The sequence below is a fragment of the Paenibacillus sp. RS8 genome, assembly GCF_041956825.1.
In the GTDB taxonomy this organism is placed as follows: Bacteria; Bacillota; Bacilli; order Paenibacillales; family Paenibacillaceae; genus Paenibacillus_AQ.
Genome location: NZ_CP168131.1, coordinates 6011218 through 6026673, shown reverse-complemented (window position 1 = coordinate 6026673; position 15456 = coordinate 6011218). Strand labels below are relative to the sequence as shown.

14 protein-coding genes are annotated in these 15456 nt (G+C 40.4%); 13 read left to right on the top strand and 1 reads right to left on the bottom strand.

The genetic code is table 11. The features are described 5' to 3' along the window. The first annotated feature begins 2 nt into the window (after window positions 1-2). Genes rbsD through rbsB form a run of 4 tightly spaced genes read left to right on the top strand, consistent with a single transcriptional unit; the run spans window position 3 to window position 3802 of the window. The gene (gene rbsD / locus ACDZ28_RS28380) at window positions 3-401 is read left to right on the top strand and encodes a D-ribose pyranase (protein ID WP_042129253.1); all 399 of its coding nucleotides are present in this window, start codon (window positions 3-5) and stop codon (window positions 399-401) included. A gap of 18 nt (window positions 402-419) precedes the next feature. Beyond that, the gene (locus ACDZ28_RS28375; RefSeq protein ID WP_375103388.1) at window positions 420-1901 is read left to right on the top strand and encodes a sugar ABC transporter ATP-binding protein; all 1482 of its coding nucleotides are present in this window, start codon (window positions 420-422) and stop codon (window positions 1899-1901) included. Window positions 1902-1903: 2 nt separating this feature from the next. Beyond that, on the top strand, window positions 1904-2872 hold the full coding sequence (gene rbsC / locus ACDZ28_RS28370; RefSeq protein ID WP_042129249.1) for a ribose ABC transporter permease: 969 nt from the start codon (window positions 1904-1906) through the stop codon (window positions 2870-2872). A gap of 12 nt (window positions 2873-2884) precedes the next feature. Further along, entirely contained in the window at window positions 2885-3802 is a 918-nt protein-coding gene (gene rbsB / locus ACDZ28_RS28365) for a ribose ABC transporter substrate-binding protein RbsB (protein WP_076120710.1), read from the top strand. Window positions 3803-3870: 68 nt separating this feature from the next. Here the strand turns inward: rbsB and ACDZ28_RS28360 are convergent, their stop codons facing one another. Next, window positions 3871-5679, bottom strand: coding sequence for an LTA synthase family protein (locus ACDZ28_RS28360; protein ID WP_375103387.1), 1809 nt, complete (start codon window positions 5677-5679; stop codon window positions 3871-3873). Window positions 5680-5947: 268 nt separating this feature from the next. Between ACDZ28_RS28360 and ACDZ28_RS28355 the strand changes: the two genes are divergently transcribed. From ACDZ28_RS28355 to ACDZ28_RS28315, 9 genes are all read left to right on the top strand, one after another. Further along, the gene (locus ACDZ28_RS28355) at window positions 5948-6493 is read left to right on the top strand and encodes a sigma-70 family RNA polymerase sigma factor (RefSeq protein WP_341113870.1); all 546 of its coding nucleotides are present in this window, start codon (window positions 5948-5950) and stop codon (window positions 6491-6493) included. Next, window positions 6486-7784 (top strand): DUF4179 domain-containing protein, encoded by a 1299-nt coding sequence (locus ACDZ28_RS28350; RefSeq protein ID WP_375103386.1) that lies wholly within the window; start codon window positions 6486-6488, stop codon window positions 7782-7784. The genes ACDZ28_RS28355 and ACDZ28_RS28350 overlap by 8 nt, the downstream gene beginning before the upstream one ends. Window positions 7785-7852: 68 nt before the next feature. Next, window positions 7853-8314 carry a hypothetical protein gene (locus tag ACDZ28_RS28345; RefSeq protein WP_341113868.1) on the top strand — a complete coding sequence of 154 codons (462 nt, stop codon included), beginning with the start codon at window positions 7853-7855 and terminating at the stop codon, window positions 8312-8314. 144 nt (window positions 8315-8458) lie between these two features. Further along, complete coding sequence (locus tag ACDZ28_RS28340) at window positions 8459-8944, top strand: hypothetical protein (RefSeq protein WP_375103385.1); 486 nt, start codon at window positions 8459-8461, stop codon at window positions 8942-8944. Between the two features lie 193 nt (window positions 8945-9137). Then, window positions 9138-11108: a serine hydrolase gene (locus tag ACDZ28_RS28335; RefSeq protein ID WP_375103384.1), complete on the top strand. Its 1971-nt coding sequence runs from the start codon at window positions 9138-9140 to the stop codon at window positions 11106-11108. A 142-nt stretch (window positions 11109-11250) separates the two neighbouring features. Beyond that, window positions 11251-11937, top strand: coding sequence for a class I SAM-dependent methyltransferase (locus ACDZ28_RS28330; RefSeq protein WP_375103383.1), 687 nt, complete (start codon window positions 11251-11253; stop codon window positions 11935-11937). Window positions 11938-12047: 110 nt separating this feature from the next. Continuing rightward, the gene (locus tag ACDZ28_RS28325) at window positions 12048-12644 is read left to right on the top strand and encodes a chorismate mutase (RefSeq protein WP_375103382.1); all 597 of its coding nucleotides are present in this window, start codon (window positions 12048-12050) and stop codon (window positions 12642-12644) included. Window positions 12645-12696: 52 nt separating this feature from the next. Beyond that, entirely contained in the window at window positions 12697-13206 is a 510-nt protein-coding gene (cysC, locus tag ACDZ28_RS28320; RefSeq protein ID WP_375103381.1) for an adenylyl-sulfate kinase, read from the top strand. Window positions 13207-13397: 191 nt separating this feature from the next. Further along, window positions 13398-15377: an ABC transporter substrate-binding protein gene (locus ACDZ28_RS28315; RefSeq protein WP_375103380.1), complete on the top strand. Its 1980-nt coding sequence runs from the start codon at window positions 13398-13400 to the stop codon at window positions 15375-15377. Window positions 15378-15456: the final 79 nt, after the last annotated feature.

Here is a 15456-nt window from a genome sequence, read left to right as displayed (position 1 = left end):
CTATGAAGAAACACGGGATATTAAACAGCCATATTTCCAAAGTGCTTACGGATTTAGGTCACACCGATACAATTGTCATCGCAGACGTTGGGCTTCCGGTTCCACCTGGTGTTCCGAAGATTGATCTCGCGATTAAACTAGGGGTTCCTAGTTTCCAAGATATCGTTGATATCATTTCAGAGGATATGGTCATCGAAAAAGTAATTGTGGCAGAAGAATTAGCTACGGACAATAAAGCTACTTCTCAATACTTAAATAATAAATTTAAGGAAATACCCATAGAAGCGTATTCACATGAGCAATTTAAACAACTAACCCAGCAAGCTAAGGTTATTATTCGCACGGGTGAAGCTAAGCCGTATGCAAACTGCATTCTGCAAGCCGGGGTCTATTTTGGATAAAAAGGGGGTTCGAAGTGTATGCACATTACGATGAAAGATATTCATAAGTCTTTTGGCGCTAACCGAGTATTGACCGGTGTGGATTTTGAACTCAAGGACGGTGAAGTTCATGCCCTGATGGGTGAGAATGGCGCAGGTAAGTCTACACTCATGAATATTCTGATTGGTCTGCACCAACGTGACCAAGGAACGATTCATATAGATGATCAGGAGAAATACTTTACGAATCCCAAAGAGGCAGAACAATATGGAATTGCATTTATCCATCAGGAGCTAAATGTGTGGCCGGATATGACGGTTCTGGATAATCTGTTTATTGGCAAGGAACGAACATCCAAATTCGGCCTGTTAAATAGGAAAGAGATGAAAGCGTTAGCAAATGAACAGTTTGCTAAGCTCTCTGTGACCATTCCTTTGAACCAAGAGGCGGGGGAATGTTCGGTAGGTGAAAAACAAATGATTGAGATAGCTAAAGCGCTTATGACACATGCAAAAGTTATTGTCATGGACGAGCCCACCGCTGCATTAACCGAGAGAGAAATACAGAAACTATTCGAAGTCATTGCCTCACTGAAGAAAGAAGGCGTCTCTATCGTCTATATTTCGCACCGGATGGAAGAGATTTTTACGATATGTGATCGAATCACCGTTATGCGGGACGGGAAAACCGTAGACACGAAGCCCATTCCTGAGACTAATTTTGACGATGTAGTTCGGAAGATGGTAGGTCGTGAATTAACAGATCGGTTCCCTGAGCGAACTTCTAAACCTGGAGAAGTTGTTCTTGAAGTTAAGAATGCTTCAAAGAAAGGCCAATTTAAAAATGCTAATTTCTCAGTACGAGCTGGTGAAATCATAGGATTCTCCGGATTAATGGGATCAGGACGTACAGAAATGATGAGAACCTTATTCGGATTGGAATCACTAGATCAGGGTGAAATCTGGGTGAAGGGACAGAAGGTTACCATTCGAAATCCCAATGATGCTATGCAGGCTGGAATCGGCTTCGTTACAGAGGACCGCAAAGATGAGGGGTTAGTCCTTGATTTCTCGATTCGAGATAATATGGTGCTGACGAATTTATATAGCTTTGCCCCCAAGGGCGTAATCATTGATAAGAAAGAACAAGAATTTGTGGACATGCTCATTAAGCGGCTACACATCAAGACGCAGTCCTCATCGACTTTGGTGCGAAATTTATCTGGAGGTAATCAACAAAAAGTAGTTATCGCCAAATGGATTGGTATTGGCCTCAGTGTTCTTATCCTCGATGAACCTACACGCGGTGTCGACGTAGGAGCAAAACGGGAGATTTATCAGTTAATGAACGAATTAACCGAACGTGGCGTCGCCATAATTATGGTATCCTCAGAACTCCCTGAAGTCCTAGGGATGAGTGACCGCATCGTAGTTGTTCATGAAGGGGAAATCAGTGGAGAACTTACACAACAAGAAGCTACGCAAGAAAAAATCATGACGTTAGCTACAGGGGGGCAATAGTAATGACTACTATCAAAGATGAGAGTGTAAAGAAAGGTTTCCAAATCGGGCAAATCACACAGAAATTAGGGCCATTACTAGGGCTAATCATTCTAATAATTATCGTAACCGTGTTGAACCCAAGCTTTATGGAACCTCTTAATATACTGAACTTGCTTAGACAAGTCGCAATTAATGCGCTTATCGCTTTTGGGATGACCTTTGTTATTCTAACGGGTGGCATTGATTTATCAGTAGGTTCTATTCTAGCCTTATCCAGTGCTTTCACAGCCAACTTGATGTTGTCAGGTTGGGATCCGATCTTAGCTATTATTGTAGGCTGTTTAGCGGGTGGACTGATGGGGATGGTCAACGGTCTAATGATAACGAAAGGCAGAATGGCACCCTTTATCGCTACGCTGGCGACCATGACTATTTTCCGCGGGCTAACGCTTGTATACACAGACGGTAATCCGATCACTGGTCTAGGTGACAGCATGACGTTTCAATTGTTTGGCCGTGGATATTTACTAGGAATACCTGTACCTGCTATCACGATGATTATCGTATTCGCTGTCCTGTGGATTGTACTTCATAAAACGCCATTTGGCCGTAAAACGTATGCCATTGGGGGGAATGAGAAAGCATCCATTATTTCAGGGATTAAAGTAGACCGCATCAAAATAATGATCTATTCCTTAACCGGTATGTTATCCGCATTGGCAGGGGCTATCTTGACCTCTAGATTGAACTCAGCACAACCAACAGCAGGAACATCCTATGAGTTAGATGCGATCGCGGCTGTAGTATTAGGGGGGACGAGCTTAACGGGTGGTCGTGGACGTATTGTTGGTACATTGATTGGTGCCCTTATTATCGGGATTCTGAACAATGGCTTGAACTTGCTCGGCGTATCATCATTTTACCAAATGGTAGTTAAAGGGATCGTTATTGCGATTGCTGTGCTCATAGACCGTAAGAAAGCCGTATAAGGGGGATTCGACATGAAAAAGCTCACATTAATTTTTACTTCCTTACTATTGATTCTTATGACGGGTTGTTCCTTAGAGCCTCCAGAGTGGGCTAAGCCTAGCAGCGGTGGGGGTCCGGGGAATATGAAGATTGGATTATCCATATCTACCCTGAATAATCCGTTCTTTGTATCCGTTAAAGATGGAGTTTTGGCAGAAGCTAAGAAGTTAGGCATGGAAGTTCTCGTTATCGATGCGCAGAATGATTCGGCCAAGCAAAGTAATGACGTTGAAGATTTAATGCAAAAAGGTGTAAATGCGCTGTTAATCAATCCAGTTGACTCTTCAGCGATCTCGACGGTTGTTCAAACGGCGAACAGTTTAAGTATTCCAGTCATTACGTTGGACCGTTCTGCAGATAAGGGAGATATAAAAGCCCTTGTTGCCTCTGATAATGTAAAAGGTGGATCAATGGCGGCAGAATATATTGTTGAGCAGCTTGGAAAAGGTGCAAAGGTTATTGAGCTTGAGGGATCACCAGGAGCTTCAGCCACTCGTGAACGTGGGAAAGGATTCCATGAAATCGCCGACACTGAGCTTGATGTGATTGCGAAGCAAACCGCAGACTTTGACCGTACAAAAGGGTTGACTGTTATGGAGAACCTGCTCCAAGGAAACCCAGATGTACAAGCGGTCTTCGCTCATAATGATGAAATGGCTCTGGGAGCTATTGAAGCGATTCAAAGTTCAGGTAAGAATATCCCTGTCATTGGTTTTGATGGTAATGAAGATGCACTCAAATCCATAGAGGCGGGTAAACTGACAGGTACTGTTGCTCAACAGCCTGCATTAATTGGACAGTTAGCGATTCAAGCAGCGAAAGATGTGTTAGATGGCAAGACGGTTGAACAACTGATAGCCGCACCTCTTAAACTGGTTGTAAAAGAATAAATAAACGGTTATAGAAAAACACTGCATTCGCCAATTTGGTGAGTGCAGTGTTTTTGGTATACATAAGCTTATTTTTCCTCAATTACTCTATCCGGTAGCTGTGTCACATAACTATCTGACAGATGGAGAAGCTTTAAAGCACGTTCGAACTCATCCTCTGTAGTTTGTTGCGTGTGGTTACCATCCCCAGATAAGGTATAATGCTGACCGTCCTCGAAGCCACTGCCAGATAGGAAGAGCTCTTCATTATTTACGAAAGAGCCTGTTGGCAGATAATATCGCTGAGGTAGTAGGTTGTAAGTCGATTGATTTAGTAAATCTTGACCAAAATGAATATGATCCGCTAGAGATACACCCAATAAATTAGATACAGTAGGCAAAATATCCACTTGTCCGCCTAGCTGTTCTTTTACACTTGGCGTTGTAATTCCTGTCGCAGATAGGATAAATGGAATATTAATTAATTCGCGTTCTGTATATTCATGACCCAGGATCTCCTGTAGTAGGACGTGATCATCCTCTTTCAAAGAGAAGATAGGAAGTCCGCGGTGATCTCCGTACAATGCAATCAAGCTGTTATCCCAAACCCCATTTTGTTTGAGTTCGTCAATAAAAAGTCCAAGCGCATAGTCAGCATAATTCTGAGCACGAATATAATCTCCGACTAACGTTCCTTCGAACCGTTCTGGTAGGGTCATTTTGTATTTATCCTCAGGGATTGAGAATGGATTATGCGCTGACATTGAAATGACATGAGAGTAGAAAGGCTGATCATTCTGATCCATCCTTGCTAGCTCTGCAGCAGTTTTCTCATACAATACTTCATCAGATGCTCCGTAAAATACCGTGTCCTCTTCACCATAGTATTCCTTATCGTAATATCGATTAAATCCTAAGGCACTATAAAGCTCTCCACGGTTCCAAAAATCGACTTCATTCGTATGAAAGGTTGCCGTATCATAACCTTGCGCTTGAAGTAACTTAGGCAAGCTTGGAAGTTCTTTTGGTGCATACATTTGAGTGGCTGGACCATCAGGTGGAACATAGAAAGAAGTATTTACAATGAATTCGGCGTCAGAAGTATTTCCTTGTCCTACCTGCTGGTAGAAACGTGGAAAGTAGTAGCTGCTAGCCGCAAGCTTGTTCATATTCGGTGTGATTTCTACCCCGTCAATCTTAAGATTGATTAAGAAGTTCTGGAAAGATTCCATCTGCAGAATGATCAGGTTCTTTCCTTTGGCGGCTCCAAATAAAACTGGATCAGTGGAAGCTTGAATTCCTTTAGTTTCGTCAATTGCTGCTTGTGTAATCTTAGAGACGTCGATTTGTTCTTCCTCTTGATTGGCTAACAGAGAGTAAGCTTCATAATTGAGAATGCCCATCTGCTCTGCTTTTACAGTTTCGTTCATACTGGCCCGGTTAGGGAAAATATTCATTGCGCAAATGATGATGGAAATACAGAATAAGATCGCAACCGCTTTCCGATTACTTTTACGCGACATGGCTTTTTTCCAATCAAGTGCCTTTTGTTTTCTAAACATGACCAAGCTAATGACAATGATATCCACGAAAATAAGCATATATTGCGGACGCAGAACCGAAAAAATACTTTTCTTAACAGCTCCAACTTGTTTGACTTGATCTAATACTTGCGAAGTAGCAATGATGCCAAAATGATTATGATATACAATGAGTGAGAAAAATAGTGTAGTGATCAACACATTGACCAGCATGTAAATGGCAATTTTCCGTTTTGTTGCGAACCATTCAATCAAGCAAAAGACTAGAAGCACAAAAGGGATTTCTTTAAGCCATGTGGTCCAAGTTGGCCCATCTTCGAATAAAAAATACCAAGCAAAATAACTTTTAACCAGCATAATGAGAGAGAAAAATAATAGAGATCTTTTACTAAGTGTACGAGGTTCTTTAAACGGCATCTCTTATGCCCATCCTTTTCTTTTAGATTAGTTCATTCTATTACATTGAAGTGTTTAAAATCAACTAGATTGGGGTATGGGAGAGACTTATTTTCCTTAATATTACATTTGGGTGAATGAAACCGTACATATTATATAAAAAATTATTTTTATGCGAAATGAACTTTTTAAGGTACTCCTAACTCTTATAAAGGAGAGAGGTGAAGGTATGGATGTCGCACGTTGGGTGAAAAAAGCCAAAAAGGGGAATAAAGAAGCGTTGCTCCACTTAATCATGTCTGAAAAAGACGTTTATTATAGGCTAGCGTTCAGCTATATGAGGAATACACATGATGCCATGGATGCCATGGAGGAAATGATCGTCACACTATACGAAAAGATCGATCAACTAAAGAAAGAAGAAGCTTTTTATAGCTGGAGTAAGACGATTTTGGTGAATGTGTGTAAAAAACTACTTCATAAGCGCGGGAAACAGGTGCTGTTAGAGGATTGGAGTACCGTTGACGATAGGGATTTAGTTCAAGCTGTGAGTAGTGATCCTTTTCGCAGAAGTGAGCAGCAAATGGATATTGAGACCTTGTTGCTACAAGTAAATGAGCATCAAAGAGAAGCGATTCAATTAAAGTATTTTCATGATCTCGATTATCAAACGATAGCTGACCTTACAAAGGTTTCGATAGGAACTGTTAAATCAAGAATTTACCATGGAATACAAACGCTCAGAAATCATTTCGGAGGTGATGTTAATGAATAACGTCGAGCAACGATTAGCTGATGAGAAGACGCGCATAGCGTCCATTACCGCACCTGAAGAATTAGAAATGAGATTAAGAAAGGCATTGAATTCGGCTCCCGCAAAAAGAACGAAAAGAATAGCACCGATTTGGAAGGTCGCGGCGGTTGTTGTATTAGTGACAGTGATATCTGGACAGAATTACAATGCTTTTGCTTATTATGGGAAGCAGCTTTTTGGTTTTGATGAATTGCTTCAAGGCACAACGTTACAACAGCTAAATGAAAAAGGGATGGGACAAAACATCAACAAGAAGACAATGTTAGTAGATGGGACGGAGCTTACCATTAACGGAATTATGGCGGACGCCAATCAATTCATTATGTATTACACGTTAACTAACCCAAATGGATTAGAGGATATGTCTGTTGACGCTTTTAGACCTTCTAAAATAAGTGGTTTTTTAACTGATTCTAACGTAGTAAGTGGGACCTCATTAATCAATGAAGAACATACGGAGATTAAAGGAACGATGTCGTTTGAGAGCGTAAATCCATTTTCGAAAAAATTAACACTACACTTTTGGCAGCAGCTAGAAGTGAACGGTCAGATGAGCGAAGGGACTGTTACGTTTCCTTATAACCCGAACGAGGCCATGCAAGCTCAGATTAAACAATCGATCAACAAGAAGGTTAAAGTGGACAAAGGTACGATTACGTTTAAATCGATAACAGCTACACCAACGATGACTGTAATTAAAGGGAAGCTGGATGTCGAGAATTTTGATCGGGTGAATTTAGCATTACATGGGATACAATTAATTGTGAATGGAGCGCCTGTAGAGATCTTGGGGAGTGGCAGTCAATCTTCTTTAGGTGGAAGAAACTTTGATATTCGCTTCGATACGTTGCCAAAAGAGCTGCATTCCATGCAGATAATCGTTAAAGACTTTGCTGGATATCAGAAGCTGGACGAAAAGTATGTCCTCCAGACTTCCATAAGTGACAAGCCATTAAAGCTGGGTGATAAAGAACTATGGTTAAAGGATGTATCCAAAACCTCTCAAGGCATTGAAATAACGATTGCTTCTGATGAGGATGTAATGCTGGACGGAGTATCTATAGAAACGAACAACGAGAGTACGCCTTTAAAAACAACAATCAATCAAAAAGAGATCAAGCAAGCGGACGGTAAACTAATGAAAGAACGAACTTTATTATTTGATACACAAACGGAGCCTGAATCACTTCTTATAGAAGGAATGCACTACTTAAAGGCATACAATAAAGAGATTGAGATACCTGTAAAGTGAAAAGAAGTGCGATATCCATTTTTTATAACATATGGTAATCTATATGGACGTGAGAAAAGGAGGAGCACATGGATAATACAGGAGTTTATGAGGTGAGTCGTCCTTCTTTAATGTCACTTCTGCTATCAATGATTATTTCAAGTGGCTTACTATTGACAAGCGTCATAAAAAATTCGAACGGTAAAGTACTTTCGTATATCGGATATTTTTGGGTAATCTTTTGTCTGATAGTTGTAATCGTATTGCTCTATAGGATCATTACGATTAGAAGGTTCATTGAAATCAAGATTCTTCCGGACTCGATAATAGTTGGAAATAAAGAAATTGAAGCAAACCGAATTGAGAATATTTATGTAAAGGGCTATTTCAAGCCGGTAATAGGGATTAAACCTGTTGATCATAAATTTGCTCCCTATAGATTATGTTTTAGTTTTCTTGAACAGGAATACAGGGGAATGAAAGAACTAACCAAATGGGCTGAACGTAATCAAGTTAAACTGTCTCCCAAAAGATTTATGAGATGGCTCTAAGGGGCTTTGGCAATACAAGGGGTGTTCCAAGAGCCTTGAAATGGCTGATGGGGCGCCCTGTATTTTTTCTCCAAGCACCAAGATGTAATATCCATTTTTTATAACATATGGTAATCTATATGGACGTGAGAAAAGGAGGGGCACATGGATCATATAGGGGTTTATAGAGTAAGGCGTCCGTCGTTAATACCATTGCTGATAAGCATCAGTGTGCTATTGGGTATTCAATTATTTCAAATTTATAACCTGAACCATCGCTATACAGCTAGCGACGATTTAGTGCTTTCTAGTTTACTTTATGGTCAGGCTATTTTTTGTCTGATAGTCGAAATCGTGTTAGTCTACAGAATATTTACCATCAGAAGGGTTGTTGAAATTCAGATTCAACCGGAATCTATATTAATAGAAGATCTAAGAATAGAAGCGGATCGGATTAATGATATTTATATAAAAGGATATTTTAGTCCTGTAGTTGGGATTAGACCTAAAGTGAATAAATTTGTTCCTTATAAATTATGTTTTAATTTTCTGTCACAAAAAGATGAAGATGAAGTGATGAAACAGTTAAAAGCTTGGGCCGAACGAAATCAGATCAATGTGTCTCATAAGAGTTTTTCGAGATGGCTATAATCTCTTCTAATCTAATAGGTGAAATGAAAGACACTGACTCCTTGTTGGTGTCTTTTTATGTTTAACTGACACGTCATATGACATGTAACAAAGCTAATTGGTGACAGAACGTTTCTAGCTGGAATGACATTCCCTTTGTGATACTCATAACAGGTTAACCATTCACAAATAACATTTTAGAGGAGAATAGATTATGAAGAAAAAGACACGCAAGCTCAGCGTCATCGCACTATTATTATCAACAGCAGTATTTACAGCATGTTCAGTACCAGTCTCCAACAACGCAACAAGTTCGAAAGGATCTTTTAATGGAAAAGAAATCGAAGCTTTCGTGGACCCTATATTTGCTCAAAAAATGAAGGAATACAACGTGAACGGATCCAATTTTGTAGTGGTTAAAGATGGAAAGGTCCTCGTGAATAAAGGGTACGGATATGCGGATAAAGAAAAGAAAACACTTGTCGATAAGAATACCGTCTTTCAGATCGCATCCGTGTCGAAGACATTTACTGCTTTAGCAGCTTTGCAGCTAGTGGAACAAGGAAAGATGGATCTTGATCACGATATCAATGCGTATCTTGGAGGAATGAAAGTACCTAATGAAACGGAAACTCCGTTAACCTTAAGAAGTATGTTGTCATACACTACGGGCTTTGATTACCCGGATAAAGCTAACTTTGTTGCACCGGAATATGTAGATCAAGACATCCCCATGAAAAAGTTTATGACGGAGCATATGCCGACGGTCGTTCGGACGCCTGGTGAAGCGTATACCTATGATAATTTTGCCTTTTTACTTGCGGGCTATGCGATTGAGAACGTAAGTGGTACCCCGTTTTATAAGTATATGGAGAACCATGTGTTCAAACCGTTAGGAATGAATTCTACTAGTGCACGTTTTACCCCAGAACTATTAAATAGAATGGCCACACATTATGGTCCAGATGGCAAACCTCATCCAACTTATGGGCATGCTCCTACTGATGGGCCACAGGGCAGCATCCTTTCAACTGGTGAAGATATGGCTAAGTATTTAACTCTTTTTCAACAACAAGGTAGTGTGAATGGAAAGCAAATCATTAGTAAAGAAACCACAAAGATGATGCAAACGTACTCCGTTTTTGCGAATGAATTGCTTCCGATGACAACGATTGGTGGATTTGAAGGGTATCGTAATGATCTGATGAATGGCTATCATGTGGTTCTCAAAGGTGGAAATATGCCTGGTCATCAATCCCTAATCGTATTATTGCCAGAGGAGAATACCGCTTTCTACATGTCCTATAACAATGACACGATGATGAGTTTAGATATCTATGAAGCCTTGATGGATCACTATTTTCCTGAAAAGAAAGCTCCAGAGACACCAACGTATCTCCCATTGGATGCATCTGATGCCGCTAAATATACTGGAACTTATTTAAATACGAGATTCTATTTCTTGAAATCGAACTTCACCTATGCTGATGGTAATCTGATTATGGAAACTGGAACTAGCGGTACACATACGTTACGAATGATTAATCCGTTATTGTTCGAAGATGAATTAGGTAACAAATTGGCCTTTAAAAAAGATCATAAAGATCAGATCGAATACTTTTATTATACGAATCCTAATAGCCCAGATTTTGTTTCAGATGCTCGTAAGGTTCACACGAAGCCAGCATTTGCTGATGTATCTGAGGACAACGCTTATAAATCTTACATCTACAACCTGTATTCGCTTGATGTGATAAGTGCTAAATCTGGCAACCATTTCGAACCACAGGGAACCATGACACAAGGTGAGTTTATGGATGCTTTAATTCTTGCCCATGGATGGTACGGGTTTCCTCATTTAATTGAGGGGAATAAAGAATTAACGAAAAAAGGTATTCCTAGTATTGATCGTAATGCTGTCATCACAAGACAAGAAGCGGCCGTTATGATCCAAAATCTAAAACAAGCTAAGCAAGCTTCAGAAATTACGCTTAAAGGTGATACAGACTCATGGGCCACTGATTCGATCAAAGCATTAGTGTCACAAGGCATTGTAGATCCTGATACAAAAGTGAATGATGATGGGTCTGTCGATTTTCGTTCTAAAAAGCCCTTGCTTCGCCAAGAAGCGAGTGCATTACTTGATCTTGCTTTTGGATATTATACGTTGCCAATCAAACACTAAAAATTGGACACCTCAGAGAGACTCTTTGGGGTGTTTTTTTAAATGATAGGTTTAAGAGCAAATGAAATTATCGGTAGTATAAGGTTGTTTTAAATGCTAAAATTACCCAAAAGTATACTCTATACAGCAAGGAGGTATTTTTTTGGATTACAAAGGGTCATCGGTGTATGACAATGTGGATTTTTTCTATAACTATTTATTGAGAAGAAACAGAGCGGATAGCCCAAATAACATTATTGAAAAGCCGGTTATATATGATCTTATGGGCGATGTACTTGGGAAGAAGTTACTCGATTTAGGATGCGGGGATGCTAAGTTCGGATATGAGTTGCTTGAGCAGGGATGTAACTTTTACGAAGGTGTGGAAGGTTCAAGTAATATGGTCAAAGCGGCAAAAGAACTGTTAAATACATCTAAAAGTGAGATTCACCATGCTACTATGGAGAGTTGGAATTACCCAAAAGAGAAATTTGATTTGGTAATCTCTCGGTTAGCTATTCATTATTTACAAGACCTAGAACCAATCTTTGATAGTATCCGTAGTGCGCTTATCCCTAATGGTCAGTTTATTTTTAGTGTACAGCATCCGGTTCTAACATCATCCATGAAAAGTGCAACAACTTCAGAAAGAAAGTCGGACTGGATCGTCGATAATTATTTTGAAATGGGTAAGAGAATGGAGCCTTGGATTGGAGAAAGTGTAGTTAAGTACCATAGAACTTTTGAAGAGTATTTTCAGTCACTGAAAAATGTAGGATTTAAAATAGAGGATATTAGAGAATGTACACCAAATCCTCAGTTTTTTGATAGTGAAGACGAGTATATGTGAAGGATGAGAATCCCACTTTTTCTCGTGTTTAAATGTATAAAATAGTTTGTTGAAGTAACGCTAGTCTAATGAGCATATGAATGAAAAGAATTGCAATGAGGAGGTCTACGATGAAACGAATGCCATATATACGCCCCACTGAGCATTATGATCAACAAATTATTGAGATCGATGAGCAGATTTGTGCATTGATAAAACAACGTAAAGAATGCTCGGATAAAAATCCAGGATTTCCACCATTTGAGTATATTTCTGATTGGGCGGGCAAGTTTGAACTTTACGAGGATTTTTTGAAATCGGTATTTGGGACATTATTTAATGAAGAACATTTTAAGCCGATGGTCGAGCCAACTGATTTTAGAAAACATGTTGCTGTTCTACAATCTATTGAGGCAGATGAGTTCTTCTATACACTGACCTCTATACGACAATACAGTAATGCAAGTGTTATCACACTTAGTATGGATTGGGATATTACCTCTGAATTATATGCTAATAAGCCTAACCACTTTGAGTTATATATAGATAAATCGTATGATAGTCGAATGACGAATGGTGGAAGTTCATCAGGACATGCAGCCTATAACTACGTAGTATCTCCACCTCTCCCAGATGATATCTCTGGTATTACATTAGTGTTCAAGGAATTTAGTGTACCCATAAAGAAGGATGGGACAGGCACTGAGATTGTTTTTAAGCTAGAGTAACTATACAAGGGATTTTTAACAATAGAATTAAGCAGGAAGAGGTACGTAATTAATGAATCAAATGATATGGCTGACTGGGTTATCGGGTTCAGGTAAATCAACACTTGCTGAGGAACTGAAAAAGCACATTGAGAACTGCTACATTCTGGATGGTGATACATTGAGGAAAGGAATTAATCAGGATTTACAATTCAGCGAAGAGGATCGATTGGAAGTCGGAAGGAGAATTGGTGAGATTGGAAAAATTCTGCTTGATGCGAACCTGAATGTGATCGTTGCCTCGATCTCTCCTTACCGCTCCACACGTGAAAAGGTCCGTTCTCTCATTGGGAATTGCTACACGGAAGTCTATGTGCAATGCCCTCTGGAAGTATGTGAGGAGAGAGATCCGAAAGGTCTATATAAACAAGCAAGAGCCGGACAAATCAAGCATTTTACAGGTATTGACTCTCCATATGAAGAGCCTATTTGCCCGGATGTGATCGTAGAGACAGACAAGATTTCTTTAGAGGAATGCGTGTCGAAGATCCTTCAATACACATCAGCTATGCGAAGGAAATAAAACATTTATTAAATTTGATAAAAAAGACGAGCGAACCAATCAAGGGTTGCTCGTCTTTTTTACGTTCCACTGTCAGTAACAACGCTGGAAAATAGTTCTACTAATATTATTGTAAATGATAATCATTATCATATATGATGGGGGTATAAATCTCTCAACATGGAGTGATAGAGAAGGGGGAGCGCAAGACTGTGACATTGAATGATCAAGCTTTGCTATGGAATCAGGCATTCATCAAGATCATAGATATACGGCATACAAGAATGGAACAAGGCGAGGAGCTGCATGCGTACAGAATGCCCTCAAGCGTCTTCTTATATGTAACTCGAGGTAGCGCACATCTCCAATTGGACGGCATAGCACACCGCGTCAGCCGGTTTTCCTTACTCCATGGGGGCAAGGGGCTCTACCTTGATATTACTGCAGATGAGCTGCTGGAATACTATATTATTTTGTATAAAGCGGTACTAGCACTACCATCCCGTCAAGAAACGATCAAGCTGATGGAGAAGCACAATCCGTTTCAAATGCAATATGTTTTTAAGCCCCATTATCCGATTTCCGTTTTCCATCATGTCACCTCCATGAGCAAGGAGTGGCATCGTTCAGATCTACTAAATAAGCTTCAAGTTAAAGCGATATTTTATCAAATGGTTTATGAAATTCTAGAGCAGATGGAACGCCAGAATATCATAGCCGTTAAGCCTGACTTGGTGGCCCAAGCAGTTCGTTATATTCATGAACGCTATCGGGAGCCGATAACGCTTGAGACGCTGCTTGAACACCTTAGTTGCAGCTCCAGACAGCTACTGCACGCCTTTAAGAAGCAAGTGAGAACGAGCCCGATCGATTATTTGATTCAATTGCGGATGAGCAAAGCGAAGAATCTGCTTCTTTCCACAGATTTCACGCTGAAGGAAATTGCCGAGAGTGTAGGCTATACCGACAGCTATTATTTCAGCCGTATCTTCAAGAAATACGAGGGTGTTTCTCCCACTAGCTTTAAAGAAGCTGCGTTACAACAGGAGCAACGTCGAAATAATCCATCCTTCGTGTTCAGATCTCCCATTGTTGCTAGAAGGCAGCAACGTTATATTGGTAATGAGTTTGAGAATCATTATCAATATAAAAGAGAAGGGGAAATACTGATGTATCGTAAGTCAAGAACAACAATGGCAGCAACCTTATTATTTTGTTTCGTTCTCTTTTTGAGTGCATGCTCGACAGGGGGAACGAATGTCACACCAACAAGTAACAGCACGTCTACTAATAATGTTGCAACTTCCGCAAGTCCAGCTGCAAGTCCTTCGACAGATGTAAGCAATGACACAAGAGTGATTAAGCATGCGATGGGGGAAGAAACGCTTACCGGCGCCCCTGAACGTGTTGTCATATTGACCAATGAAGGAACAGAGGCACTTTTGGCACTTGGCATCAAACCGGTCGGAGCCGTTCAGTCTTGGATTGGTGACCCTTGGTACGACCATATCAAGAAAGACATGGAAGGTGTTACGGTTGTGGGAGACGAGCTTCAGCCGAATATTGAATTGATCGCGAGCCTCAAGCCGGATCTGATTATCGGTAATAAGGTTAGACAAGAGAAAATCTACGACCAATTAAAGCAGATAGCTCCGACGATATTCTCCGATGACCTGGCGGGAGATTGGAAAATCAATTTCAAACTCTACTCCGAAGCTTTAAACAAGCAGGAAGAAGGAGAGCAGGCGATGGCGGACTTCGATAAAAGAGTTGCAGAAGTCAAGGCGAAGCTTGGTAGCAAAGCAGACACGAAAGTATCTGTAGTCCGCTTCTCTGCGAAACAAGTGCGTATCTATCAGAAGCAAACGTTCTCCGGCGTGCTCTTGAGCCAATTAGGAATTGCACGGCCTGAGTCGCAGGATAAAGATTCCTTTATCGAAGTTATGACCAAAGAGACGATCCCTAGCATGGATGGTGATGTGCTCTTCTATTTCGTGTCGGAGACTCCGGGCAAGGACGATGCATCGAAGGTCGTAGAGGAATGGAAAAAAGATCCGTTGTTCCAAAATTTGAGCGTTTCAAAGAACAACAAGGTGATTCAAGTCGATGAAGCGATCTGGAACTCAGCAGGCGGATATGAGGCAGCCAATCTGTTGCTGGACGAACTCGTTAAATACTTTGATGTGAAATAATAAAGGCGTATCGAATCAATAAGCTGACGCTGTATTCGCGTCAGCTTGTTGACGATTGCGGCAGTTAAGTTGTTAAGAC